Source organism: Blastococcus sp. HT6-4 (assembly GCF_039679125.1).
In the GTDB taxonomy this organism is placed as follows: domain Bacteria; phylum Actinomycetota; class Actinomycetes; order Mycobacteriales; family Geodermatophilaceae; genus Blastococcus; species Blastococcus montanus.
The window spans coordinates 2,254,771-2,281,292 of record NZ_CP155551.1 but is presented as its reverse complement, the minus strand read 5'-3'; the positions used below and the strand labels follow the sequence as shown (position 1 = coordinate 2,281,292).

Annotated in this window: 20 protein-coding genes; 9 read left to right on the top strand and 11 right to left on the bottom strand. The window is 74.0% G+C overall.

Annotated elements, in window-relative coordinates; all coding sequences use genetic code 11:
• Positions 1-8: 8 nt before the first annotated feature.
• The 11 genes from galK to ABDB74_RS10935 form a co-directional block, all read right to left on the bottom strand.
• Positions 9-1,175 (bottom strand): galactokinase, encoded by a 1,167-nt coding sequence (gene galK / locus ABDB74_RS10985; RefSeq protein WP_346618510.1) that lies wholly within the window; start codon positions 1,173-1,175, stop codon positions 9-11.
• Positions 1,175-2,188: a UDP-glucose--hexose-1-phosphate uridylyltransferase gene (locus ABDB74_RS10980; protein ID WP_346618509.1), complete on the bottom strand. Its 1,014-nt coding sequence runs from the start codon at positions 2,186-2,188 to the stop codon at positions 1,175-1,177. The genes galK and ABDB74_RS10980 overlap by 1 nt, the downstream gene beginning before the upstream one ends.
• 4 nt (positions 2,189-2,192) lie before the next feature.
• Positions 2,193-3,374, bottom strand: a complete 1,182-nt coding sequence (locus ABDB74_RS10975) for a family 1 glycosylhydrolase (RefSeq protein WP_346618508.1) — start codon at positions 3,372-3,374, stop codon at positions 2,193-2,195.
• On the bottom strand, positions 3,371-5,026 hold the full coding sequence (locus tag ABDB74_RS10970) for an FAD-dependent monooxygenase (RefSeq protein ID WP_346618507.1): 1,656 nt from the start codon (positions 5,024-5,026) through the stop codon (positions 3,371-3,373). The genes ABDB74_RS10975 and ABDB74_RS10970 overlap by 4 nt, the downstream gene beginning before the upstream one ends.
• Before the next feature lie 187 nt (positions 5,027-5,213).
• A complete protein-coding gene (locus ABDB74_RS10965) occupies positions 5,214-6,467 on the bottom strand; it encodes a DUF3500 domain-containing protein (RefSeq protein ID WP_346618506.1) in 1,254 nt (417 codons plus the stop codon).
• Positions 6,468-6,469: 2 nt separating this feature from the next.
• Complete coding sequence (locus ABDB74_RS10960) at positions 6,470-7,321, bottom strand: fumarylacetoacetate hydrolase family protein (protein WP_346618505.1); 852 nt, start codon at positions 7,319-7,321, stop codon at positions 6,470-6,472.
• Positions 7,318-8,244, bottom strand: a complete 927-nt coding sequence (locus ABDB74_RS10955) for an alpha/beta hydrolase (RefSeq protein WP_346618503.1) — start codon at positions 8,242-8,244, stop codon at positions 7,318-7,320. The genes ABDB74_RS10960 and ABDB74_RS10955 overlap by 4 nt, the downstream gene beginning before the upstream one ends.
• A 264-nt stretch (positions 8,245-8,508) precedes the next feature.
• Positions 8,509-9,063, bottom strand: coding sequence for a quercetin 2,3-dioxygenase (locus ABDB74_RS10950; protein ID WP_346618501.1), 555 nt, complete (start codon positions 9,061-9,063; stop codon positions 8,509-8,511).
• Positions 9,064-9,183: 120 nt separating this feature from the next.
• Positions 9,184-9,738 carry an antibiotic biosynthesis monooxygenase gene (locus ABDB74_RS10945; protein WP_346618499.1) on the bottom strand — a complete coding sequence of 185 codons (555 nt, stop codon included), beginning with the start codon at positions 9,736-9,738 and terminating at the stop codon, positions 9,184-9,186.
• A gap of 7 nt (positions 9,739-9,745) precedes the next feature.
• Positions 9,746-10,726: an alpha/beta hydrolase gene (locus ABDB74_RS10940; RefSeq protein ID WP_346618497.1), complete on the bottom strand. Its 981-nt coding sequence runs from the start codon at positions 10,724-10,726 to the stop codon at positions 9,746-9,748.
• Between the two features lie 135 nt (positions 10,727-10,861).
• Positions 10,862-11,689, bottom strand: a complete 828-nt coding sequence (locus ABDB74_RS10935) for an IclR family transcriptional regulator (protein ID WP_346618495.1) — start codon at positions 11,687-11,689, stop codon at positions 10,862-10,864.
• Positions 11,690-11,875: 186 nt separating this feature from the next.
• On the opposite strand from ABDB74_RS10935, the gene ABDB74_RS10930 reads away from it, so the two are divergent.
• The 9 genes from ABDB74_RS10930 (at position 11,876) to ABDB74_RS10890 (ending at position 26,509) form a co-directional block, all read left to right on the top strand.
• A complete protein-coding gene (locus tag ABDB74_RS10930) occupies positions 11,876-13,432 on the top strand; it encodes an ABC transporter substrate-binding protein (protein ID WP_346618493.1) in 1,557 nt (518 codons plus the stop codon).
• A gap of 88 nt (positions 13,433-13,520) precedes the next feature.
• A complete protein-coding gene (locus ABDB74_RS10925) occupies positions 13,521-14,462 on the top strand; it encodes an ABC transporter permease (RefSeq protein WP_346618491.1) in 942 nt (313 codons plus the stop codon).
• The gene (locus ABDB74_RS10920) at positions 14,459-16,594 is read left to right on the top strand and encodes a dipeptide/oligopeptide/nickel ABC transporter permease/ATP-binding protein (protein WP_346618489.1); all 2,136 of its coding nucleotides are present in this window, start codon (positions 14,459-14,461) and stop codon (positions 16,592-16,594) included. Before ABDB74_RS10925 ends, ABDB74_RS10920 begins: the two co-directional genes overlap by 4 nt.
• Complete coding sequence (locus tag ABDB74_RS10915; RefSeq protein WP_346618487.1) at positions 16,591-17,604, top strand: ABC transporter ATP-binding protein; 1,014 nt, start codon at positions 16,591-16,593, stop codon at positions 17,602-17,604. Before ABDB74_RS10920 ends, ABDB74_RS10915 begins: the two co-directional genes overlap by 4 nt.
• Before the next feature lie 41 nt (positions 17,605-17,645).
• Positions 17,646-20,303, top strand: a complete 2,658-nt coding sequence (locus ABDB74_RS10910) for a family 78 glycoside hydrolase catalytic domain (protein ID WP_346618485.1) — start codon at positions 17,646-17,648, stop codon at positions 20,301-20,303.
• Positions 20,300-21,229 (top strand): alpha/beta hydrolase, encoded by a 930-nt coding sequence (locus ABDB74_RS10905; protein ID WP_346618483.1) that lies wholly within the window; start codon positions 20,300-20,302, stop codon positions 21,227-21,229. Before ABDB74_RS10910 ends, ABDB74_RS10905 begins: the two co-directional genes overlap by 4 nt.
• On the top strand, positions 21,226-23,943 hold the full coding sequence (locus ABDB74_RS10900; RefSeq protein WP_346618482.1) for a glycoside hydrolase family 78 protein: 2,718 nt from the start codon (positions 21,226-21,228) through the stop codon (positions 23,941-23,943). The genes ABDB74_RS10905 and ABDB74_RS10900 overlap by 4 nt, the downstream gene beginning before the upstream one ends.
• Positions 23,940-24,995: a family 43 glycosylhydrolase gene (locus ABDB74_RS10895; RefSeq protein WP_346618480.1), complete on the top strand. Its 1,056-nt coding sequence runs from the start codon at positions 23,940-23,942 to the stop codon at positions 24,993-24,995. Before ABDB74_RS10900 ends, ABDB74_RS10895 begins: the two co-directional genes overlap by 4 nt.
• Entirely contained in the window at positions 24,995-26,509 is a 1,515-nt protein-coding gene (locus ABDB74_RS10890) for a family 43 glycosylhydrolase (RefSeq protein WP_346618479.1), read from the top strand. The genes ABDB74_RS10895 and ABDB74_RS10890 overlap by 1 nt, the downstream gene beginning before the upstream one ends.
• The last annotated feature ends 13 nt before the right edge of the window (positions 26,510-26,522 follow it).

The window sequence follows — 26,522 nt, the reverse complement described above, 5'->3', positions numbered from 1 at the left end:
GTACCGGCTCAGAAAGCTGGCGGCCAGACCACCCCGGTGCCGTCCGACGGGACGCAGACCGTCGCCTCGCCCGGGCGGCCGGTGGCCTCGCGGTACCGGGTGGTGATCTCGGCGGCGGCGTCCACCGCCCGGTCGGCCGTGGCCAGGGCCACGGCGCAGCCGCCGAAGCCGGCGCCGGTCAGCCGGGCGCCGAGCACACCGGGCGTGCCGACGGCGATCTCGACCAGCGTGTCCAGCTGCGGCACGCTCACCTCGTAGTCGTCGCGCAGCGAGGCGTGCGAGCCCGCCATCAGCTCGCCGAAGGCCGCGGCGTCGCCGCCTTCGAGCGCGGCCGTGCCGGCGAGCACCCGCGCGTTCTCCGTCACGACGTGCCGGGCCCGGCGCAGCAGCACGTCGTCGAGCAGGTGCCCGTGCGCCGCCAGCAGCTCCGGCGTCACGTCGCGCAGCGCCGACAGGCCGGGATCCACCGCGCGAAGAGCCTCGAGGGCGGCCTCGCACTCGGCGCGCCGCTGGTTGTACGCCGACCCGGCGAGGGTGCGCGGGACGGCGCTGTCGAGGACGAGGATCTTCGTCCCGGCGGGCACGGGCACCGCCCGGGTGCCGAGGGTGCGGCAGTCGACCAGCAGCGCATGACCGGCCGTTCCGCAGGCGACCGCGAGCTGGTCCATGATGCCGCTGCGCACGCCGATGACCTCGTTCTCGACCCGCTGCCCCAGCCTGGCCAGCGTCTCCGGCGCCAGCGCATCGCCGGTCAGCGCGAGCAGCGCCACCAGCACGCCGAGCTCCAGGGAGGCCGACGACGAGAGCCCCGCGCCGATGGGGAGGTCGCTGTCCACGACCAGGTCCGCGCCCGGCACGTCGTGACCGCTCTCCTGCAGAACGGCGGCGGCGCCGGCCACGTAGCGGGACCAGTCCGGCCCCTCCCGCGGGTCCAGGCCGGTCAGCGACCGCTCGTCCGTGCCGCCCATCCGCAGCGCCGTCGTCCGCAGCCGGCCGTCCGGTCGGCGACGGGCCGCGACGACCGTGCCCCGGTCCAGCGCCACCGGGAGGACGAAGCCGTCGTTGTAGTCGGTGTGCTCGCCGATCAGGTTCACCCGGCCCGGCGACCGGACGACGAGCGCCGGTGGTTCCCCGGTCAGCCGGGTGAACTCCGCCCGCAGCGTGGCCCCGGTCATCAGCGCTCCACCGCTGCGCGCAGCCGCTCCGCCGCGCTCTCCGGCGTGATGTCGCGCTGCGGCTGGGCCAGCAGCTCGTAGCCGACCATGAACTTGCGCACCGTGGCCGAGCGGAGCAGCGGCGGGTAGAAGTGGCCGTGCAGGTGCCACCCGGGGTGCGCCCCGCCGTCGGTCGGGCGCTGGTGCAGCCCCATCGTGTACGGGAACGGCACGCCGAAGAGCGAGTCGTACCGGCGCGAGAGTCGCCGGAGGGCGTCGGCGAGGGCGTCCCGCCGGGCGCCGTCGAGGTCGGGCAGCGCGCCGCAGTGGCCCCGTGGCAGCACCAGGGTCTCGAACGGCCAGACCGCCCAGAACGGGACGAGCACGGTGACGTGCTCGTCCTGGAGGACTATCCGCGCGCCGTCGGCCTCCTCGACCGCCAGGTAGTCGCACAGCAGGCAGCTCCCGGCCGCGGCGGCGGACTCCTGCGCGGCGAGCTCGCGGACGGCCTCGGTGGGCAGCCGTTCCTCGGCCCAGATCTGGCCGTGCGGGTGCGGGTTGCTGGCGCCCATCGCCGCGCCGCGGTTCTCGAACACCTGCACCCAGCTCACCCAGTCGAGCCCGCCGAGCTCGGTGTACTGGTCGGCCCAGGTGTCCATCACGGCGCGGATCCGCTCGACCGGCAGCTGCCCGAGCGGGAGGTCGTGCCGCGGCGAGTAGCAGACCACCCGGCAGACGCCCCGCTCGCTCTCGGCGACCAGCAGCCCACCCCGGTCCGACACCGCCTGCGCGACGCCGGGGGTCAGCGCGGCGAAGTCGTTGTCGAAGACGAACGTGCCGTCGTAGGCGGGGGTGCGATGCCCGCCCGCGCGTTCGTTGCCCGGGCAGAGGTAGCACTCCGGGTCGTAGGCGGGCAGCTCGGGCACCCGCGCGTCCTCCACCTGCCCCTGCCACGGCCGCGCCGTGCGGTGCGGGGAGACGAGCACCCACTCGCCGGTGAGCCGGTTCAGCCGCCGGTGCGTCGTGTCGAACACCTGGTCAGCATGCCGTGCGGCCGTTGCGGCGGGCGACCCCGCCCAGCCACGCGAGGCTCGGCTTCGGCGTCCGGGCGAAGGTCTGCCGGTCCACGGACACGAGGCCGAAGGTCGGCCGGTAGCCCAGCATCCACTCGAAGTTGTCCAGCAGGCTCCAGTGCACGTAGCCGCGGACGTCGGCGCCGTCGGCGATCGCTCCGGCCAGGCTGCGCAGCGCCTCGTCGGTGAACCGGATCCGGTCCTCGTCGTCGGCCGTGGCGATGCCGTTCTCGGTCACCAGCAGCGGCAGGTCCGGCAGCACCTCGGCCGCCCGCCGGACCGCGGCGCCCAGCGCCTCCGGCCGGCGCTCCATGCCGTGGGCCAGGGTCTGCAGCTCCGGCGCAGGGGCGACCAGCCCGTCTGGGCCGAAGCGCGCGCAGGTGTAGACCTGCAGGCCGAGCCAGTCGTCGTCCGCCGCGGCGGTGAAGAACTGGTCCTCGAAGGCCGCGCGCTCCTCGCGCATCCGCTCCTCGCCGCCGTCCTCGGCGAGGTGCTCGCGTCCGACCAGCGTCATCCCGGCAGGCGGGGAGCCGGCGCCGCGCAGCACCTCCGTGCTGCGGCGGTGCAGCTCGAGCAGCGCGTCGGCGACGCCCTGGTCGGGGCGGGGGAGGCCCTTGATCGGCTCGCCGCGGCGCGCCATCGCGCCCATCACCGGCTGGGCCGCCATGAGGTTCGGCTCGTTGATCGTGGCGATGTAGCCGGCGTCGCGCAGGGCCGGGGCCACGTACTCGGTGAACCGCGCGATCCGGTCGCCGGTCCGGGCGCCGGTCCAGCCGCCGTCGTGCAGCAGCCAGCGGGGCATCGTGAAGTGGACGAGCGTGACGATCGGGGTCAGCCCGCGGTCGCGGCAGCCGTCGAGGATCCGCCGGTAGTGGTCCAGGTTCGCCCGGGAGAACTCGCCCTCGGCCGGCTCGATGCGGCTCCACTCGAGGCTGAACCGGTAGGTGTTCAGGCCGGCGCCGGCCACGAGGTCGAGGTCCTCGGGCCACCGGTGCCAGGAGTCGCAGGCGTCACCGCTCGGCTCGGCGAAGGGGGAGTGCTCGGCGTGCTCGAGCTCCCAGTGGTCGTTGTTGACGTTGCCGCCCTCGACCTGGTGGGCGGCGGTGGCGGCGCCCCAGAGGAAGCCGTCAGGGAAGGGACCGGTCATCGGGCGAGCTCCTCGAGCGCGGAAGGGACGGGAAGGGGGGTGCGGCCGCCGTCCCCGACGACGACGTGCAGCAGGTGCTCGGGGTCCGTGATCCGGTCCCCGCGCCAGGCGACGTGCTGGTCGGGCCGCACGAGCACCAGGTCGGCGGCGTACCGCGGGCGCAGCTCCGGCAGGTGGGTCAGGTCGACGGTGCGCAGCGGGATCCGCAGCCGCTCCGCCGCCGCAGTCAGGTCCGCCGTGGCGCCGCCGCCCGCGAGCCGGAGGAGGGCGAAGCCGTCGCCGAGCAGGTCGTACACCGATGTCCCGTCGGGCAGCCAGGCGTGGGGTAGCCGGGCGCCCGGATGGGCCGAGCCGGCGTAGTCCCGCAGCGTCGGCCCGGGCACCGGCCGGCCGTCCGGGACGACGACGGGGGAGCCGGCGTAGTCGTAGCCCAGGACTAGGCCGAGGCTGTGGAACTCGCTGTCCTTGACCTCGAGGCGGCGGGCCAGGCCGGTGCGCAGGAGCTGCCCGGCCGTTCCCTCGTCGTCCAGGTCGGACTCGGCGAAGGCCGGCGCGAGGAAGGACTCCTGCTCCCCGGCGGCGCCGATGGTCCGGAGCGCGACCGGCCGGCGCTCCGCCTCGTAGCTGTCGAGCAGCGCCGGGGGCGCCCAGCCCTGCAGGACGGCGGCGAGCTTCCAGCCGAGGTTGACCGCGTCGCCGACGCAGGTGTTGAAGCCGTGCCCGCCCCACGGGGGGTTGAGGTGCGCGGCGTCGCCGACGAGGAGGACCCGGGAGCCGCGGTAGCGGTCGACCAGCAGCATCCGCGCCGACCAGGGATCGGTGGCGAGCACCTCGACGTCGATGTCGGCACCCGCCAGCGCCCGCACGAGCGCCACCGGGTCGAGGGCCTCGGACCGGCCGTCGACGCCCTGCACGATCGCCCACCAGGTGCCGTCGAGGTCCAGCCGCCCCATGAGCCCGCCGTACTCGGCGCCGATCACCCAGTAGTGCACGCCGAGGGCGCACAGCTCGCGCTCCTCCAGCGCCCGGCTGCGGAAGGTGATGCTGACGTTGGGCAGCGTGCCCGAGGAGCCGTCGTACCGGGCGCCGATGGCCGTGCGGGTGATCCCGCCGCTGCCGTCGCAGCCGAGCAGGTAGTCGGCGGAGATCCGGTGCGGTCCGCCGGACGGGTCCTCGACGACCGCGTGGACCTCGTCGGGTCCGTCCAGGACCGACGCGACCCGCCAGCCGGTCAGCAGGGTGACGCTCGGCAGGGCGGCGGCCGCCTCGCGCAGGACCTCTTCGACCAGCGGCTGCGGCGCCTGCTGCCCGGCCTCGGCCGCCAGGTCGCGCTTGCCCTCCCAGAGCCCGAAGGCCTCGGGGAAGCGGGTGATCTCGTGGCCGAAGAGGCCGGTCACGAAGACGACGTCCTGGGCGTGCCCGACCGGCAGGGGCGCGACCGAGCGCAACCGGTCGGCGATGCCCCACCGGCGCAGGTGCTCCATGGTGCGCGCGCTGGTCGTCTTCGCCCGGGGACGCAGCGGGTCGAGCTCGGTGCGCGGCTCCACGACGAGCACCTCGACGCCGCGGCGGCCGAGCTCGATGGCGGCGGCCAGGCCGCTGGGCCCACCGCCGGCGATCAGCACCGGGACGCGGGCTGGCACGGGGGTCATCGGTTCTCCTGTCATGGGGCACCGCTCGTTCGGCGAGCGGACGTGCGGAGGGAGCAGCGGGGCGTCGGCCCGGCGGTGCCGCCCCGGTCGGGGCGCGGGGCCGGCGCTCGTCCAGGATCGGTGGCGCCGGTCACGCCGACGTACCCCGTTGCCATTGAGCGGCAGTGCGAGACCGCGAGGTCCGCGATCACCGTGCCGCGGCGCGTTCCTGCCACTGCCGCAGCCAGGCGCGGCCGTAGTCGTTGCCGTGCGGGGTGCGCAGCACGGTGTGGATGTGGAACGGCTGGGGGGTGTCGTAGTCCAGGAAGACGCCGCAGTGGTGGTCCAGCTCGGCGATCAGGACCGGCGACTGGAGGCGGTAGTAGAAGACGTCGCCGGGCGCGGAGCCGCCGATCCAGCAGAACCACGTCCGGTCGAGGTGCTGCTCGATCTCCCGCATGCGGGCCCGCCGGGGGCCTTCGGGCAGCAACCGCACGAACGCCTCGGCGATCCGGCGGGCGATCTCCTGCGCCTCGGCGGGCATGTCGGCCACCCGGACGCCCTCGAACGGGATCACCCGGTTGTCCTGGAAGGCGCCGGCGAGGTGCCGCTCGTCGCCGGGGTGCACCCGGCCCGGGGGCATGGCCGGGTCGACCATCTGCTCGTAGACGGTGGCCGCCCGGCGTTGCTCCTCGGACAGGGCGGCCATGAGGTCGGTACCGAGGGAGATCCGGTCGGCGAAGACGTAGGCGAGGCCGGCGTGCGGACCGTCGTCGATCTCGTCCGGCTCGGCGCCGAGGAAGACGGGGGAGACCACCATCCGGCCCTCGACGACCAGGCAGTTGACCGCGCAGTGGTGCCCGAACAGCTGCCAGCCCCACGGGGCCCGCAGGTCCGGGACGCCGTAGAGGGCGATGTTGTAGCTGAACTCGTCGAGGACCGTCTCGAGGTCGACGACCTCGCCGAGGAACCCGTTGATCAGCATCATGGCGTGCGCGAGCTCGTAGCCCTCGGGGGAGAGCGAGGCGCGCATCAGGGCCAGCGCCTTCTCGCGCACGACCTCGGGCTGCAGGTCCAGCCGGAGCCCGGTGTCGAACTGCATGAACTCGGGGTTGGCCCAGGTCTGCCACTCGACGGCGTCGACGGCGAAGCTGATCCGCTCCCGGCCCTCGTCGTCCAGGACGGCGAGCAGGTCGTGCGCGGCATCGACCATCGCCTCGACGGGCGCCTCCTCGCCCGGGCGGGCGGGCTCGAACGGGTACAGCCCCTCCCGCAGCGTGCCGTCCTCGGTGACGCCGCGGAACTCGTTGCGGTAGAGCGGGGTCCAGCCCTCGACCAGACCTCCGGTGAACGTGCCCGGCGTCCGGGCGTGCTCGCGGTAGGCGTAGGGGTCCATGCCCCGCACCTCGGCCAGCCGGGGGTGGTCGTGCGGGAATAGGTACTGACGGAACTCGCCGGACATCGTCAGACCGCCTTCCGCGCCTCGGTGCCGACCACGGAGTTGCGGAGCACGCCGAGCCGGTCGACCTCGACCTCGACGACGTCGCCGGGCTGCAGCAGCCAGGGAGGCGTGCGGGCGTACCCGACGCCCGACGGCGTGCCGGTGGCCAGCAGGTCGCCCGGGCGCAGGGTGAACGTGCGGGAGATGTGCGCCAGGGTGTCGCCGACCGTGTAGACCATCTCGTCGGTCCGGGCGTCCTGGACGGTCTCGCCGTTGACTCGCGTGCGCACCCGCAGCCCGTCGCGCAGGTCGCCGACCTCCGCGGCGGGGACCATCGGGCCGAGCGGGCCGGAGCGGTCGCCGTTCTTGCCGAGGATCCACTGGCTGGTGAGCTTCTGCGCCCGCCGGGAGGTGAGGTCGTTGAACGTCGAGTAGCCGACGACGGCGGCCAGCGCCTCGTCCGGGGTGGCGTCGACCAGGGGGGCGCCCACGTACGCCATCACCTCCCCCTCCCAGTCCAGGCCGTCCTCGTCGGCCGGCACCGGCACCTCCGCACCGCCGACCGTCAATGACTGCGTCCACCGGGCGAAGAGCGTCGGGTACGGCGGGATCTCCTGGTCGCGGAAGGAGCCCTCCGCGACGTGCTTGAGGTAGTTCAGCCCGATGCAGACGACCCGGGCGCCGGGGAGGACCGGGGGCACCTGCTCCACCGCGTCCACGCGCACCGGCGGCCCGGCCGGCTCCCGGGAGAGGAGGCCGGCGGCGTCGGACCAGAACTCGTCCAGCCCGGCGACGACGGTCACCTGCGTGCCGTCGTCCGAGAGCGAAGCGACCTCGACCGGCCCGCCCTCCCGGCGGATGCCGACGATCCTCATGACTGTTCTCCTCCGTCGATCAGGTGCCGCCGCAGGAACGCGGCGGTGCGGTCGAACGCGTCGGCCGCGGCGTCGGGGGCACCGAGCCACATGTGGTCGGCGCCGGGGTAGGTGTGCAGCTCGACGTCGGCTCCGGCGGCGGCCAGGGCGTCGCGAAGCCGCTCGCTCTGCACGCACGGGACGAACCGGTCGTCCTGGCCGTGCAGCAGCAGGGCCGGCGGTGCGGTGGGGGAGACGTGGGTGACCGGGCTCGCCAGGGCCGCGAGGTCGGGGACGTCGCGGGCCGGCGCCCCGAGCAGCCGGGCCTCCCGGGTGTCCGGGTCGCCCGGGTCGGCACCGGTGTCGGTCGCCACCGCGGCGACGTCGCTCGGCGCGTACCAGGCCGCGACCGCGCTGACCCGGCTCGAGGGCTCCGGAAATCCGACGTCCCCCTCCAGCGCGGCGGCGTCCCCGGTAAGGGCGAGCAGCTCCGCCAGGTGCCCACCGGCCGACTCGCCCCAGGCGGCGACCCGGTCCGGGTCGACCCCGAGCTCGCCGGCCCTGGCACGCAGCCAGCGGACGGCGGCCTTCGCGTCGTGCAGCTGCGTCGGGAAGGTCGCCTCGCCGGAGAGCCGGTAGTCGACGCTCGCGACGGCGATCCCGGCCTGCGCGACCCGCTCGAACGGCGTAGGGGAGGCGTCCCGGTACATCGGGCCGGCGCCGTGCCGGCTGCCCAGCCGCCACCCGCCGCCGTGCAGGAAGACGACGACCGGCGAGATGTCGGCGCCGGCGGGCAGGTACAGGTCCAGCTCCAGCGGGCGGATGCCCGGCATCGCGGCGTACGGGACGCCGACGAGCAGCCGGATGCCGCCCGGGCCGGGCAGCGCCGGGGGCAGCGGCTGCTCGTGCGCCGGGGGCGGCAGCGGAAGGGCAGGGGTGGACACGGCTCTCCTCAGCAGTTGATCAGCGTCTGCGGGCGCATGGCGCCGGCGTGTCCGGCCGAGTCGCGTGCCCGGAGACGATGATCAACTCCGAGCCGCGGCCGGGATCAGGCGATGTCCGTGGCGTGATTCCGCGGACCGGTCCGCTCCTCGCTCGTTCCTCGCTGCGATGCTCCCGGCCCTGTCATCACGCGATGTCCGTGGCGTGATTCCGCGGGCCGGTCCGCTCCTCGCTCGTTCCTCGCTGCGATGCTCCCGGCCCTGTCATCACGCGTCCGGCCACGTGTAATCCGGCATGAACTGCATGTTGTGCTGCTGCGCCGCCGCCTGCATGCGCGGGAAGTCGGGGATGAACGGCGGCTGGTCCGTCGTGGCGTGGTCGGTCGGGGTGCCCATGTGCTGGAAGAACCGCTCGAAGCCGCCGGAGAGGGTGCCCATCATCCGGGCGTCCTCGACGATCTGGTAGGCGTGCGCGAAGCCGGCCGGCACGTAGCCGAAGTCGCCGGGGGTGAGCAGCGACGACTGCTTCTGCCCCTCGGCGTCCTCGAAGAAGAGCTTCACCTTGCCCTCGAGCACGTAGAAGGTCTCGTGGGTCTCGTTGTGCGAGTGGGTCGGGATGACGTCGCCGGCGGGGGAGTCGGCGGTGACGATCCCGAACTGGTTCTGCGTCTCGTCGCCCGAGAGCAGCACGGTGAACAGGTCGCGGAAGAGCATGGCGGTCTCGCCCTCGCCCTTGCGGAGCACGTAGGGCACCGGCTTGCCGGGGAGCGCGTCCTTCCACTGCGGGCCGTTGGCGGGGTCGATCAGGTACTCGAAGCTCATGGCTGCTCCCGGATGCGGTCGACGGTGACGGGTCGAGCATCGGTGACCGGCGTCACCCGATCCCACGCCTGTGCCATTGAGCGGCAACGATCATCCGCGGGGCGGTTCGCCGTCCTGCGCTCAGGACGGTCTCGACCGGTAGAGCCACCCCGCGAGCCAGTGCGAGAGCCGCGGCATGACGACCCAGGTCATCAGCGCGACCAGCGGGATGATCACGGCCGCCGTGCGGAGGAGCAGGGGCCAGTCGCCGACCAGCGGCCGGAGCAGGGACGACAGGACGAACTGGAGGACGAGGATCACGGTCGCCGTCATGAGGAACGTCTTCCACCGCGGTGGCCGTGCGGGTGGTCCGGCGGGCGCGGCGAACCAGGCGTCCATGCCGTCCAGCCGCCGGACGGCGACGGTGTGCACGAACTCCGCCCCGTGCTCGAGCAGCCGCGCCCGCTCCGCCGAGCCCTCCCACGCCGCCAGGTGCTCGGGGGAGTCGAAGCGGTAGACGACGTGCCACACGGCGCCACCAGGCGCCGGCTCGAGGAGGCCCGAACCGAGGAAGCCCGGGCATCGCTGCGCGGCCGCGAGGAGATCGTCGACCCAGTGGTGGAACTCGTCCTCGCGGCCGGGCGCCACCTCACGGGCCACCACGACGGTGATGCCGTCGGTACCCGTCATGGCCATCGGCGCGTCATTTCGGGAGAGGGGCCACGGCCGGGCGGCCGGTCCGGGCGACGACCTCGGCCATCAGCTCGAGCGCCTCGTCCACGGGCCCGATCCCCGGGTGCAGGTTGAGGAAGCCGTGCAGCATGCCGCGCGCCAGCACCTGCCGGACGTCGACGCCCGCCACGGCGAGCTGTCCGGCGAAGACCTCGGCCGAGGCGCGCAGGTCGTCGTACTCGGAGTTGATCAGCACGACCGGGCAGAGGCCCTCGAGGACCGCGTTGGCCGGCATCGCGTAGCCGTCGGCCCGGCTGGCCGGGCCGCCGAGGTAGTTCTGGGTGATGCTCCGGCGGACCTCGGGCAGGAACCGCAGGATCCGCGGGATGTCGTCCAGGAGCGGTGCCAGCGACGGCGCCGCCGGCGGGACGACCGCGTGGAAGGTCGTGTAGGCGAGGAGCAGCGCGGCCGGCAGCCATGCGTCCGCGTCCCGCAGCTTCAGCGCGGCCCCGGTGGCGAGGTTGCCACCGGCGCTGGCGCCGCCGAGCGAGATGCGCGTGGCGTCGACGCCGAGATCGGCCGCCGTGTCGCGGACCCAGCGGACGGCGGCCACCACGTCGTCGTGCGGGACCGGGTAGGTGACGCCGTTGACGCAGAGCCGGTAGTCGACGTTGACCACGACCGCGCCGGCGCGGTCGCTGATCTGCCGGGCGGTCCAGTCGGCCTCGGGCATGTCGAGGTCGCCCATGCGGAAGGCCCCGCCGTGCAGCCAGATGAGGCAAGGGAGGTCGACGCCCCCGCCGGCCGGCGTGTAGACACGCACCGGGACGGGCCCGTGCGGGCCGGGCGCGCTGTCGTCGCGGAGGTCGACCGCTGGGGGAGCCGGGGCGTCGGTGATCGACATGAACTCGTCGAGGCGGCGGCGGGTGGCCGGGTCGGCCAGACCGGCCTCGAACGATTCGATGCCCTCCAGGAGGTGGAACTTCGACGCTACGGCGGGGTGGACGGGCACGGGAGCTCCTGATGGCAGGCCGGTACGACTGGCGATCCGTGGCGGGCTCGATCGGCGCGCCCGCCACGGGCGCTCCGTGAGACTCACCGACCGGTACCGGCGGTCACATACCCCTGCCATTGAATGGCAGGCGGCTCAGGTCCGGGGGGCGGGTGCTCCGGTGTGCCCGATGGACCGCCGCGCGCCGAGGCCTCGGCTGATCGACCGGGCTGCGGTCCGCACGGCCGGCCCCAGCAGGCGCGGCTCGGCGTTCTCCTGGGGAACCACCACCGACAGCGCCGCGGCGATGCGGTCGTCGGCGTCGAAGATCGGAGCCGCCACGCTGACCAGGGGCTGCGGGGTCCGGCGGCGCAGCGTCGCCATCCCGTCCCGCCGCACCTCGGCGAGGGTTCGGCGCAGCGCCGCGGGAGAGACGGCGACGTTCTCCGGCTGGTGCATCAGCGGCTGGGCGAGCATCGACTCCTGGAAGCCGGCGTCGGAGAAGGCGAGGAGGACCAGGCCCACCCCGGTCGAGTGCAGGGGTAGCCGGCCCCCGACGCGGTAGAGCACCGGCACCGCCTGGTGGGCGGAGAGGCGTTCCAGCAGGAGTGCGTCGCCGCCCTCGCGCACCGCCAGCAGCACGTGCTGCCGGGTGACCTCCTCCAGGTCACCCATGAACGGCAGTGCCACCTGCTGCAGGCCCTGTGCGCGTGGGGCGAGCGAGGCCACCTCCCACAGCCGGAGGCCGATGGTGAAGCGGCCGTCGGGGCCCCGCTCGAGCGCCCCCCAGGCCTGGAGCCGGCCGGCCAGCCGAAGGGTGGAACTGGTCGGGATGCCGCTGCGCCGGCTCAGTTCCCCCAGCGTCAGGGAGCGGTGGCCGGCGTCGAAGGCGGCCAGTAGGGACAGTGCGCGATCGACGACCGGATCGCCCTGCGGGGGGCGCCGGCCGCGCGCGTGCGACGGTTCGGGGGGCGCTTCGGTCACAGCACGGTCACCTCCTGTTCATCGGTGAGGTGCGGACCACAGTTGTGTTTCATTGAGCGGCATTGTGCCTGACGTCTCAGCGCGGGCCCCCGCATCGTTGCCGCCAAGCCGGGCCCCTGAGCCGGCCCGGCCGCGACCGGCCCCCCCACGCGCTCTCCCCTCGTCCGGCAAAGGAGCCACCCCACCATGAATCGATTCACGCGACGCAGCCGCACCGCGGCGCTGGCCGTGGCGGCCGCGATGACCCTCGCCGCCTGCGGTGGTGGCGGCGGAGCCCCCGGCGGGACCGGCGGGGGCCCCAGCGACACGCTGACCTTCGCCTACGACGCCGACGCTGCGCCGACCGGCTACGACCCGCTGGCCTACTCGCAGGGGCAGTTCACCTTCTTCAGCGCGCTGTACGACGCGCTGTTCGTCACCGCGCCGGACGGCACCGTCGAGCCGAGCCTGGTCACCGGGTTCGAGAACAACGCCGAGAACACCCAGACGACGCTGACCCTGCGCGAGGGCGTCACCTTCGCGGACGGGTCCGAGCTGACCGCCGAGCTGGTCAAGGCCAACCTGGACCGCCGCAGCAACGCCGATCTGGAGGCGTACGGCGCCCTCGCCGCCGGCGGGGCGAGCGAGATCGTCGCCGTGACGGCCCCGGACGAGCGGACCGTCGTCATCACCTGGGCGCAGCCGCAGGCCAACCCGGAGAACAACCTCGTCGACACCGCCGGGATCATCGTCGGGCCGCAGGGCATCGCCGACCCGGCCTCGCTCGAGACCACGCCGGACGGCTCCGGGGCGTACGCGCTGAACGCGGGCGAGACGACGCGGGCCAGCACGTACACGCTGGAGAAGAAGGACGCCTCCTGGAACGCCGACGCGTGGGAGTACGACACGATCGTCTTCGACGTGATCACCGACCGCCAGGCGCTGGCCAACGCGGTCGTCTCCGGGCAGGCGGACGTCGCCACGATCCTCGACCCGACCACCATCGACATGGTCGAGCAGCGCGCCGCCCTGACCAGCTCCGGTGGCACCATCGTCGGCTTCCCGGTCACCGACAAGACCGGCGTGACCAACCCGGCGTTCGCCGACGAGCGGGTGCGCCTGGCCATCAGCCACGCCATCGACCGCGAGGCGATCGTGGAGCAGCTCGCTCCGGGGGCCCGGCCGACGGCCCAGCTCTTCCCCGAGGCCGCCGAGGGCTTCGACCCGGCGCTGGACGAGGAGTTCGGCTACGACCCGGATCGGGCGCGCGAGCTGCTCGCCGAGGCCGGCCTCGCCGATGGCTTCGAGTTCGAGATCACCGTGCTGGGCCAGCCGACCGAGGCCCAGGTGGCCATCCAGCAGCAGCTGGCCGAGGTCGGGATCACGATGAACTTCCTGACGGCGACCTCGACCGACCAGGCGTTCGCCGCCGTCCGCACCGACCCGCTGATCTACGGGCCGATGGGCGTCGGCGGCAACCCGGCCGGCTTCGTGGCCGGTGTCCTCTACGGCGGCTTCATGAACATGCAGGGCGCCACGGAGCCGGAGATCGAGAGCGCGCTGGGCACCGCTCTCGGTGCGAGCGGGGAGGCCAAGGAGCAGGCGCTGGCCGACCTGAACCGCGCGATCACCGAGAACGGCTGGTACATCCCGGTCTACGAGGACTTCACGTACACCGGCTACGACGCCGACGCGGTGGCCGAGCCGCCCTTCGCCGGCACGAACAACTACCACGTCCTGCCCGAGATCGAGCCGGCCGTCTGACCTGCTCGACCGGCTGGGGGCCGCGGGAGATCCCGCGGCCCCCGGCTCCGCCCCCGTCCGTCGGACCCGCACGGCAAAGGACTTCGAGATGCTCGGCTACGTCGCACGGCGGCTGGCCATGGCGGTCGGCACGGTGCTCGCCGCGATGGTGATCAGCTTCCTGCTGGTGCACGCCACGGACAGCTCCCCGGGGGCGATCCGCCTCGGCACCGGGGGCACCCCGGAACGGATCGCCGCGGAGAACGAGGCGCTCGGCTGGAACGACCCGCTGCACGTCCAGTTCCTCGACTACCTCGGCAGCTTCGTCCAGGGCGACCTCGGCACGTCCCTGATCGACGGCCGGTCGATCGCCGCCGACCTGGCCGACCGGGTGCCCGTGACCGCCTTCATCGCCCTGTTCGCCACGATCCTCTCCGGCATCGTCGGCGTGCTCCTCGGAGTCACGGCGGCCGTCCGTGGCGGACGCCTCGGGCGGTTGATCACGACCGGTGCGGGGATCGCGCTGTCCCTGCCGGCCTTCTGGGTCGGGATCCTGCTCGTCTACGCACTGGCTCTCCAGGTCGGCTGGCTCCCGGCCACCGGGTACGTGCCGTTCGCGCGCGATCCCGCCGGGTGGTTCACCAGCCTCGTCCTGCCGGTGCTCACCCTCAGCATCGGCGGCGCGGCGATCATCGCCCGCACGGCGAACGCCGGCATGCGCGAGGCGCTCGTGCAGGAGCACGTCCGCACGCTGCGAGCCATGGGCACCCCGGAGTGGCGGATCCGCTACGTCCACGCGCTCCGGTTCGCCAGCCTCCCGGTGGTCTCGGTGCTCGGCATCCAGTTCATCGCCCTGTTCGGCGGCTCGGTGATCATCGAGAACCTGTTCGCCCTGCCCGGCCTCGGTCAGGCCGGCCAGGCGGCCGCGGCGTCGAGCGACTTCCCGGCCCTGGTCGGCGTCGTGGTCGTGGCCACGGTCGTCGTCGTCATCATCAACCTGCTGCTCGACCTCGTCGTCGCGGCACTCGACCCGAAGGTGCGTGCCTCGTGAGCGAGCGTGCGAACACACCACTGGACAGCACGAGCCCGCGCACGCGGCCGACGAGCGTCCGGCGAGAAGAGGTGGCGAGCGCGCTGCCCCTGGACGCGGCCGGCGAGATCCCACCCGAGCCCACCCCGCCCGCCCCGCAGCGTCGTCGCGGGCTGCCGTCGTTCCTGCGCCGCCCGGGCGGCCTCTTCGGGGCCGCCTGGCTGCTGTTCATGGTGGTCGCGTCGCTGACCGCGCCGCTGTGGCGGCCCTACGGGGTCGCCGAGCAGGACCTGGGCAACCGGCTGGCACTCCCTTCGGCGGAGCACTGGCTGGGTACCGATCCGCTCGGCCGCGACCTGCTCAGCCGGATCTTCACCGCCGGCACCGAGCCGCTGCTGGCCTCGATGGTCACCGTCCTGGTGGCCTTCGGGATCGGCCTGCCGCTGGCCCTGATCGCCGCCGAGCGCGGGCCCCGCGTCGAGCGGGTCATCAGCCGGGTCACCGAGGTCTTCCTCGCGCTGCCCTCGACGATCCTGCTGCTCGCCGTGATCGGCGTGATCGGGGTCCGCACCTACCTGATCATGGCCATCCTCGGCGTGCTCATCTCCGCCGCCGTCTACCGGGTGATGCTCGGTGTGGCCCAGTCCGTGCGGACGCGGCTCTACGTCGACGCCGCGCGGGTCAACGGCCTGGGGTCGCTGTGGGTGAACGTCCGGCACGTGCTGCCGGCGATGGCGACGGTCATCGCGGTGCAGGCCGCGCAGCTGTACGGCATCGGCCTGCTGATCGTCGCCGGCCTGGCGTTCCTCGGCTTCGGCCCGGCCGAGCCGGCGCCGAGCTGGGGCTTCATGATCCAGGACGCGTCGTCGTACGTGTTCACCTCGCCGTGGCTGATGGTGCCGACCGGCCTGGTGCTCGCGCTGACGGTGGTCGCCGCCAACGAGCTGGCCGACGCCATCGCCGGCGCGGCCGCCGGCGAGCACCTGACCGGTCGGTCGCGGCGCTCGACGCGACGGCCCTCCGCGCCGGTCGCCCAACCGACCGACGTGCCGGCCGACGATGCCGCCCTGCTGCAGGTGCGCGACCTGACCGTGTCCGTCGACGACGGCCCCGACCTGGTCACCGGGGTCTCGTTCGCGGTGCGGCCCGGGCGCGTGCTCGGCCTGGTCGGGGAGTCCGGCTGCGGCAAGACGATGACCGCGCGCTCGCTGCTGGGCCTGCTGCCCGACGGCATCTCGGTGACCGGCGGCTCGATCCGCTTCGAGGGCCGTGAGCTCGTCGGCCTGTCGGAGAAGCAGCTCGCGGCGGTGCGCGGCCGGGAGGTCGCGCTCATCTCCCAGGAGCCGATGGTGGCCCTGGACCCGATGTTCTCGGTCGCCCACCAGCTCACCCAGCCGTTGCGCCGCATCCGCGGCGTCGGCCGGGGCGAGTCGCGGCGGATCGCCGCCGAGCTGCTGCAGCAGGTCGGCATCGTGGACCCCGCCCGCGTGCTGAAGAGCTATCCGCACCAGCTGTCGGGCGGCATGGCCCAGCGGGTGTGCATCGCGCTGGCGCTCACCGGGGAGCCGAAGCTGCTGGTCGCCGACGAGCCGACCACGGCGCTGGACGTCACCGTCCAGGCGGAGATCCTGACCCTGCTCCGCACGCTCGTCCGGGACACCGGCCTGTCGGTCGTCGTCGTCAGCCACGACCTGGGCGTCGTCGCCGACATCTGCGACGACGTCGCGGTGATGTACGCCGGTCAGATCGTCGAGTCGGGCAGCACCGAGAGGGTGCTCGACGCGCCCGCGCACCCGTACACGATGGCGCTGCTCGGCGCCAATCCGCACGTCCCCGACGGAGAGCCGGTACCTGCCCGGCTCGCCTCCATCCCCGGCACCGTGCCCGCGCCGGGCTCCTGGCCGACCGGGTGCCGGTTCGCCACCCGGTGCATGTTCGCCGAGGAGAAGTGCACGACGCCGTTCCCCGCTCTTCCCGCGCACGAGGACGGCGCCGTGCTGTGCATCCGCGTCGACGAGATCCACGACGCGGGTCTCACGTGGGGCGCCGAGCGCGCCGGCGACGAGGTCGCGCCCCCGACCTCCGAGCCCGCCTCGACCACCGAGCCCGCTTCGACCACCGAGCCCGCCCCGACCGCTGGAGCGTCCCGATGACCGCCCCCACCGCCCCCGTGCCCGCGACGGTCGTCGCCCCCGCGCTCGAGGTCCGCGACCTGGTCGTCCGGTACGGCTCCGGCCGGAAGGCGAAGCGGACGCCACCGGCCATCGACCGGGTCAGCTTCGACATCGCCCCCGGGGAGACCGTCGGTCTGGTCGGCGAGTCGGGTTCGGGCAAGTCGACCATCGGCAAGGCCGTGCTCGGCCTCCAGCCGCCGACGTCGGGGACCGTGCGGCTGCACGGGCAGGACATCACGCAGCTGCCGCTCAAGCAGCGGCGCTCCCTCGCCGCGGACCTGCGGGTCGTCTTCCAGGACCCGTACTCGTCGCTCAACCCGGCCCGGACCATCGGCCAGACGCTGGTCGAGCCGCTGCGCCTGATGGGGGTCGGCGCCGCCGAGGCGCTGCAGAAAGCCCGGCGTGGCCTGGAGTCGGTCGGTCTCCCGGGTGACGCCGTGGATCGCTACCCCGCGCAGTTCTCCGGCGGGCAGCGGCAGCGCATCGCGATCGCCCGGGCCCTGGTCTGCGACCCGAAGGTGCTCGTCCTCGACGAGCCCGTGAGCGCGCTCGACCTCTCCACCCAGGCCCAGGTGCTCAACCTGCTCGCCGACCTGCGCGACCAGCACGACCTGGCGTTCCTCTTCATCGCGCACGACCTCGGTGTGGTCCGCTTCCTCGCCCAGCGGGTGGTCGTGCTCTACCGCGGCCAGATCATGGAGTCCGGTCCGGTCGAGTCGGTGACCCAGCGGCCCCGGCACCCTTACACCGTCGCGCTCACCGCGGCCGCACCCGTCCCGCGGCCGGCCGAGCAGGCGGCCCGCCGGGCGGCGCGGGAGGCGCTGGGCGTCGGCAGCGCCGGCTCGGCGCAGCCGGCGGCCACCGGGTGCCCGTTCGTCCCGCGCTGCCCGCTGGCCACCGACGTCTGCGTCGCGGAGCGCCCGCCGCTGCGGCTGGTGGAGGGCAGCCTGACGGCCTGCCACCACGCCGAGCGGGTGCCCGCGCTCTGAACGAGGACCCCGGTGCCGTGACCACCCACGACAGGAGATCCATGTCCGCGCCGCACGGCCTGCGCGTCGAGCACCTGGACGAGGCCCTCGGCCTGCGGAGCACCGCCCCCCGGCTGTCCTGGCGGCTGCCCGAGGGCGCCCGCGGGCAGCGCGCCTACCGGATCACCACCGACAGCGGGTGGGACACCGGATGGGTGGCGGGCGACCGGAGCCTCCTGGTGCCCTACGCCGGGCCGCCGCTGTCCTCCGGCCAGCGGGTGGAGTGGCGCGTGCGGGTGGGCACCGACCTCGGTGAGAGCCCGTGGTCCGAGCCGGCGTCCTTCGAGACCGGCCTGCTCTGGGCGGAGGACTGGCAGGCGTCCTGGGTGGAGCCCGGCCGGATGCCGGACGGTCCGAAGGGGGCGCGCCCGGCCGCGCTGCTCCGGTTCGGGTTCGACGCCGACCGGCCGGTGACCACCGCCCGGCTGCACGCCACCGCACAGGGCGTCTACGAGGCCTTCCTGAACGGGCGGCGCGTGGGCGACGCCGAGCTGACCCCGGGCTACACGCAGTACGACGCGCGGCTGCAGGTGCAGACCTACGACGTCACCTCCCCGGTCACGGTCGGTCGCAACGCGCTGGCGGTCGTCCTCGCCGACGGGTGGTTCCGCGGGCAGGTCGGGCTGACCCGGGCGGCCGACCAGTGGGGGAGCGGGCTCGCGTTGCTGGTGGAGCTGCACCTGACGTACGACGACGGCTCGACCGCGGTGGTGGGCTCGGGTCCCGGGTGGCGCAGCGCGCTGGGCCACGTCGTCGCCGCGGACCTGATCGAGGGGGAGCGCTGGGACCTGACCCGGCTGCCGCGCGGCTGGGACACCGCCGGCTTCGACGACTCCGGCTGGGACGACGTCGCCGTCGTCGAGCACGGCTACGCCGGCCTGGTCGACTCGCCGGCCCCGCCGGTGCGGCGGGTCGAGGAGCTCGTCCCGCGCTCGGTGACGAGGCTGCCGGGCGGTGCCCACGTGGTCGACCTCGGCCGGAACATCAACGGGTGGGTCCGGCTCACCGATCTGGGCCCCGCCGGCACCACCATCACGCTCACCCACGGGGAGTGGCTGGCGCCCGACGGCGACGTCACCGTCGAGAACCTCGAGCCGGACATGCCCTTCCTCCCGCACCGGCTCTCCGCCGGCCAGGTCGACTCGGTGGTGTCCGCGGGCGTCCCGGGCGACGTCTTCGAGCCACGCCGGACGACGCACGGGTTCCAGTACGTGCGCATCGAGGGCCATCCCGGTGAGCTGACCGTGGACGACGTCCGCGGGGTGGTGGTGCACACCGATCTGCGCCGCACCGGCTGGTTCTCCTGCAGCGACGAGCGGGTGGACCGCCTGCACGAGGCGGCGCTGTGGAGCTTCCGTGGCAACGCCTGCGACATCCCGACCGACTGCCCGCACCGCGAGCGGCACGGCTGGACCGGGGACTGGCAGCTGTTCGTGCCGACGGCCGCCTTCCTGTACGACGTGGCCGGCTTCTCGACCAAGTGGCTCCGTGACGTCGCCGCCGACCAGTGGCCCGACGGCACGGTCGCGAACGTCAGCCCGAGCCCGCGGCACGAGGGCAGGGAGGGGCCGATCGCGCAGCTGAACGGCTCGTCCGGCTGGGGCGATGCCGCGGTGATCGTCCCGTGGGAGATCTACCGGGCCTACGGCGACGAGCAGGTCCTGGCCGAGCTGTGGCCGACGATGGTGCGCTGGCTGGACCGCAGCGAGCGCCTGGCCCGCGAGGGGCGTCACCCGTCCCGCGTCGAGCGCAGTCCCGATCCCGCGCCGCACGAGCAGTACCTCTGGGACACCGGCTTCCACTGGGGCGAGTGGCTCGAGCCCGGCGAGAACCTCGGAACGGGCGACGACGAGTTCCGGACCGCCGACAAGGGGCACGTCGCCACCGCATACTTCGCCTACAGCGCGCGGCTCGCGGCCCGCATCGCCGAGGTCCTCGGCCGGCACGACGACGCAGCCCGCTACGCGGAGCTCAGCGAGCTGGCCCGGCAGGCGTGGCAGGCGGAGTACGTCGACGCGGAAGGCCGGCTCACCCCCGACACGCAGGCGACCCACGTGCGCGCGCTGGCCTTCGACCTCGTCCCGGCCGAGCTGCGGCCCGCGGTCGCCGAGCGGCTGGTCGAGCTGATCCGCAAGGCCGACACCCATCTGGGCACCGGCTTCCTGGCGACGCCGCACCTGCTGCCGGTGCTGGCCGACGCGGGCCACCTCGACGTCGCCTACGAGCTGCTGCTCCAGGACACCGAGCCGTCGTGGCTGGCGATGATCGACCGCGGGGCCACCACGGTCTGGGAGAGCTGGGGCGGCGTGGACGACGACGGCGTGCCGCACGACTCGCTCAACCACTACTCCAAGGGTGCGGTGATCTCGTTCCTCCACCGGTACACCGCGGGCCTGCAGCTGATCGATCCCGCCTACCGCCGGTTCCGCGTCCGGCCGCGTCCCGGCGGCGGGCTGACCAGTGCCGAGGCGGCGCACGAGTCGCCGTACGGCCGGATCGGGTCGGCCTGGCGGATCGACGGCGACGCGTTCGAGCTCCGGGTCGTCGTCCCCGCCGGGACCGAGGCCGAGGTGGTCCTGCCCGACGGCACCACCGCGACCGCCGGCCCCGGCGAGCACCGGTTCACCAGTTCCCTGGACGGAGAGGACTCCGCACGATGACGATCGAGATCGAGGCCTTCGAGTGGGCGGGGCCCGCCCGTTTCCTGCCACCGCCCCCGGCGATGCAGCGGGACGACGGTGTCCGGGTCTTCTCCGGCGTCACCTACGCCTGCCCGGCCGGCTACCGGCCGCTGCAGCTGGACGTCCGGGTCCCCCCTGGTGAGAAGCCGGCTCCGCTCGTCGTCTGGATCCACGGCGGCGCCTGGATGATGGGCGACCGCCGCGACCTGCCGGAGACGCTGCGGCCGGACTCGCTGTTCGAGGCGTTCGTCGCCGCGGGGCTGGCGGTCGCCACGATCGACTACCGGTTCTCCCTCGAGGCGCCCTTCCCGGCCCAGCTGCACGACGCGAAGGCCGCCGTCCGGTACCTGCGCGCGCACGCCGAGCAGCTCGGCGTCGACGTCACCCGGGTCGGGGTCGCCGGCGAGTCGGCCGGCGGTCACCTCGCCGCACTCGTCGCCCTGACCGGGCAGCGCGCCGACCTGGAGGGCGACCTCGGCGTCGTCGGCCCGTCCAGCGGCGTCGACGTCGCCGTCGACTGGTACGGCGTCTCCGACATGGCCACCATGCCGGGGGCGACCCCGCCCCCGCACATCGCGGCGAAGCTGCCCGAGGTGATGCGGGTGCCGGCGGACCAGCACCTCCTCGCCGGCCTCGACGAGGCCACGAGGGCCGACGCCAGCCCGGTGACCCACGTGACCGCGGGGGCTCCGCCGTTCCTGCTGGTCCACGGCACCGCCGACTGGCTGGTGCCGTTCAGCCAGAGCGAGCAGCTGCAGGCGGCGCTGCAGGCGGTGGACGTCCCGGTCCGGCTGGTGCCGGTCGAGGGCGCCGAGCACATCTTCGGCGGGCACGGCGACGTGGACGCCCTGGTGAGCCTGACCGTCGAGTACCTGGCCGACGCCCTGCGAGGAGAGCCCCGATGAGCGGACAGGTGCGTGAGCAGCGCAGCGAGGAACGAGCGAGGAGCGGAGCGGACCGCGGGAGTGAACCCGAGGCATCGAGCGACCTGACGGTCCTGCCCGTCACCGTCGAGCACCACCGGGAGCCGTTCGGCATCGGGGAGACGACGCCGCGGCTGTCCTGGGCTCCCCGCACCGACCTGCCCGGCTGGCGCCAGTCCGGCTACGAGGTGGAGATCGAGCCGGAGGCCGGCGAGGCGTGGTCGTCGGGCCGCATCGAGTCGGCCGAGTCGGTCCTCGTCCCGTGGGGGGCTCCACCGCTCGTCAGCCGGGAGCACCGGTCCGTGCGCGTGCGGGTCTGGACGGAGGGCGCCGCCGAGCCGTCGGCGTGGAGCGAGGACGTCGTCGTCGAGGCCGGTCTGCTCGAGCCGGCGGACTGGACCGCCGAACTGGTCCGGCCGGTCCTCCCGGCCGACGTCGACGAGCCGGTCGCCCTCCTGCGGCACGAGTTCGTCCTCGGCAAGCCGGTCGCCCGCGCCCGGTTGTACGCCACCGCGCACGGCGTCTACGAGGCCGAGCTGAACGGCTCGGTCGTCGATGACCAGGTGCTCGCGCCCGGCTGGACGAGCTACTCCCACCGGCTGCGGTACCAGTCCTACGACGTGACCGCGCTGGTGCGCGAGGGCGCCAACGCGATCGGCGTGCAGCTCGCCGACGGCTGGTACCGCGGCTACCTCGGCTTCACCGGGAAGCGGAGCATCTACGGCGACCGCACCGGGGTCCTGGTGCAGCTCGAGGTCGAGCACCCCGACGGCAGCCGGACGGTCGTGGTCAGCGACGACGCCTGGCGGGCCACGACGTCGGGCCCGCTGACCCGGGCGGGGCTCTACAACGGCGAGACCGTCGACTTCCGGCGCGAGCTGCCGGGCTGGTCGGAGGTCTCGTACGACGACGCCGGGTGGGGCCCGGTCGACGTGGGCGAGCTCGACGTCGCCACGCTGGTCGCCCCGACCGGCCCGCCGGTGCGCCGCACCCAGACCCTGCCGGTCCAGGCGATCACGACCTCGCCGTCGGGGAGGACGCTGGTCGACTTCGGGCAGAACCTGGTCGGCCGGATCCGGTTCACGCTCCCGGACGGCCCGGCCGGCACGGAGATCACCGTCCGGCACGCCGAGGTGCTCGAGCACGGCGAGCTGGGCACCCGCCCGCTGCGTGCGGCCGACGCGACCGACGTGATCACGCTCGACGGTGGTGCCGGCCGTGTGTGGGAACCGCGGTTCACCTTCCACGGCTTCCGGTACGCCGAGGTGTCCGGCTGGCCCGGGGAGCTGACGGCCGACGCGCTCGAGGCCGTGGTGCTGCACACCGATCTGCGCCGCACGGGCACGTTCACCTGCTCCGACCCGGACGTCACCCGGCTGCACGAGAACGTGGTCTGGGGGATGCGCGGCAACTTCCTCGACATCCCCACCGACTGCCCGCAGCGTGACGAGCGGCTCGGCTGGACCGGCGACCTGCAGGTCTTCGCCCCGACCGCGTCGTTCCTCTACGACACCGCGGGCATGCTGCGCTCCTGGCTCGCCGACCTCGCCGTCGAGCAGCTGGAGGACCACGGCGGCGTGGTGCCGATGTACGTCCCGTTCGTCGAGCTGCTGCCGTTCCCGCAGCAACCGGAGACCGGCTGGGGCGACGCCGCCGTCGTCGTCCCCTGGGTGCTCTACCAGCGCTCCGGTGACGCGGGCCTGCTCGCCGACCAGTGGGAGTCCATGGTCGCCTGGATCGACGCCTTCGCCGGGCGGGCCGGCGAGCACCTGGACTTCCCGGGGGGCGGGTTCTCCTTCGGCGACTGGCTGGACACCGCCGCCCCGCCGGACAACCCGGCCGGCGCCCGCACCCCGTGGCAGTGCGTCGCGACCGCCTACCTGGCCCGCTCGGCGCGGACCGTGGCGCAGGCGGCGGAGGTCCTCGGCCGTGACGGCAGCCGGTACGCCGAGCTGGCCGAGCGCGCCGCCGCCCGCTTCCGGGCCGAGTACGTGAGCCCGAACGGCCGGGTGGCCTTCCCCTCCCAGACGGCGTACGCACTGGCCCTGGAGTTCGACCTGCTGACGCCGGAGCAGCGGGAGCACGCCGGCCGGCTGCTGGCCGACCAGGTGCTGAAGGACGGGTTCCACATCGCCAGCGGTTTCCTCGGGACGCCCTTGGTCACCGACGCGCTCACGAACGCCGGCGAGCTCGCCACCGCCTACGAGCTGCTGCTCCAGCGGGAGAACCCGTCGTGGCTGTACCCGGTCACGATGGGGGCGACGACCATCTGGGAGCGCTGGGACTCCATGCTCCCCGACGGGACGATCAACCCCGGGGACATGACCTCGTTCAACCACTACGCGTTCGGGGCGGTGGCCGACTGGCTGCACCGCACGGTGGCCGGGCTCGCCCCGGCGGCGCCCGGGTACCGGCGGCTGCGGGTGGCCCCGCGCCCGGGGCCCGGACTCACGTCGGCGGCCGCGACGCACGAGACGCCGTACGGGACGGCGCAGGTCTCCTGGACGCTGACCGCCGGGACGCAGTTCGCGCTGGAGGTGACCGTGCCGCCGAACACGACCGGCGAGGTGGTGCTCCCCGACGGGGGCGCACCGGTGGAGGTCGGCGCCGGGCGGCACTCGTTCACCGCCACGATCGCCGAGCCCCGTCCGGTCGAGAAGCCGGCGCTGTTCTTCAACCCCGACGACCACCAGTGACCGGGCCGACGCACTCGTCGATCCGGCCGGGACAGGTCTGGCTGGACACGAACGGCAATCGCATCCAGGCCCACGGCGGCTCGATCCTGCACGTGGACGGGACGTTCTACTGGTACGGGGAGAACAAGGAACGCTCCACGCCCGGCAGCGGCATCTGGCACTGGGGCATCCGGTGCTACTCCTCGACGGACCTCTACGACTGGGAGGACCGGGGGCTGATCATCCCGCCCGCGCCGGACGACCCCGACTCCCCGTTGCACCCGGCCGAGAACGTCGACCGGCCGCACATCCTCTACAACGAGTGCACCCGGAAGTACGTGTGCTGGCTGAAGATCATGGGGGAGGGGCACACGCAGGAGAGCACGGTGCTCGTCGCCGACTCGATCCTCGGCCCGTACGAGATCGTCCGCACCGGCATGCGCCCGCTGGGGATGAACGCCGGTGACTTCGACCTCGTCGTCCACCCCGACGACGGCAAGGCGTACTACTACTTCGAGCGGGTGCACGGCGAGCTCATCTGCGCCGACCTGACCGACGACTACACCGACGTCACCGGCCACTACTCGACGCGCTTCCCGCGCCCGCACCCGCCGGCGGTGCGCGAGGCGCCCGCCTACTTCCGCCGGGGTGCCAGGCACTACCTGTTCACCTCGGGGACGTCGTGGTACTTCCCCAACCGCTCCCAGGTGGCCACCGCCGAGACCTACCACGGCCCGTGGACCGTGTTCGGCGATCCGCACCCCGGCGACCCGACCGGCACGTCGTTCGGCTCCCAGGTCACCTCGGTGTTCCGGCACCCGGGCAAGCGCGACCTCTACATCGCCCTCGCGGACCGGTGGCTGCCCTCGACGCCGCCGGAGGTGTCCCGGGCGGTGCACGACGACATGGCGCGCGTGTTCGGCGGCGGGGGAGAGCCGGATCCGGAGCTGTCGGCCGAGTTCGCCACGGCGGATACGTCGGTGGCCGACTACGTGTGGCTGCCCGTCCGGTTCGACGGCGGGATGCCGGTGCTCGACTGGCACGACGAGTGGCGGATCGAGGACCACGACTGATGCCGCCCTCCGGCTCCGGTGACCCGCGGCCCGTCGTCCCCGGCTTCCACCCGGACCCGAGCATCTGCCGGGTGGGGGATACCTACTGGATGGTCGTCTCCAGCTTCGAGTACGCGCCCGGTGTGCCGCTGTTCCGCTCGACCGACCTGGTCACCTGGGAGCAGGCCGGGCACGTGCTCGTTCGACCGTCCCAGCTCGACGTATCCCGGGCGCCGGGCTCGGGTGGCATCACCGCCCCGACCATCCGGTTCCACGACGGCCGGTTCTGGATGATCACCACCAACCTCGCCGACGGCGGGTGGCAGACCCTCGTGCACACCGACGACCCGCTGGGGGAGTGGTCGGAGCCGGTGCGGCTGGCCGAGGTCCGCGGCATCGACCCGGACCTGGCCTGGGACGACGAGGGCACGCTGCTGATCACGTACGCCGGCTTCGGCGCCGGTGGCCCGGCCGGGCTGGTGCAGCAGGCCGTCGACCCGGTCACGGGCGCGGCTCTGACGGAACGGCGGCACGTGTGGCAGGGGACCGGCGGCCGGTTCCCGGAAGGCCCGCACCTCCACCGGATCGGCGACCACTGGTACCTGCTCATCGCCGAGGGCGGCACCGAGCGCGGACACGCGGTCACCATCGCCCGCGGCCCGTCGCCGTCCGGGCCGTTCGAGCCCTGCCCGTGGAACCCGGTGCTCACCCACCGCGGCATCGAGTCGCCGGTGCAGAGCACCGGGCACGGCGACCTGGTGCAGCGCCCGGACGGCACCTGGGCGATCCTCTTCCACGGCGTGCGGCCACGCGGCGCCAGCCCGCAGTTCCACGTGCTGGGCCGGGAGACCTTCGCCGCCGAGGTGGTGTGGGAGGCCGGCTGGCCCCGGCTGGGGGAGTGGCTGACGCCGGCCGCCGGCCCGGTCGCGGTCGAGGAGCTGGCCGGGGCCGAGCTGCCGGTCTCCTGGGTCTCGCCCCGCCGGTTCCCGGGCGAGGTGATCACCCGTGGCGAGGGCGGCTGGCGGTTGTGCGCTCGGGACGGCGACCTCGCCTCCGAGGACCTCGCGTTCGTGGGGCGGCGGCAGGAGCACCTGCACTACCGGGTCCGCGCGGTCGTGGCGGCGGACGGGAACGGGGTCGGCGGGCTGTCGGTGCGGATGGACGCCCGCCACCACCTCGACCTCCAGGTCGCCGGTGACGTGGTGCGGGCGGTGGTCCAGGTCGGCCCGCTCCGGCAGCTGCTGGGCGAGGCCGCCGTCCCGGCCGGGGACGTCGTGCTGGAGATCCGGGCCGTCCCTGCGGAGGGCCACTTCTCCTCGACGGCGCTGGGCCCGGACCAGCTGGTGGCCGGGGTCGTGGACGCCGGGGGCGGGTTCGTGGAGCTCGGCCGGATCGACGGCCGGTACGTCTCGACGGAGGTGGCCGGCGGGATGACCGGCCGGATGGTCGGCATCTGGTGCTCGTCCGGATCGGTCGTCGTCCGGTCGTTCAGTTACGCCGGCGCCGACGACCCGGCCGCCGTCCCCACCGCCTGATCACTGGACGAAC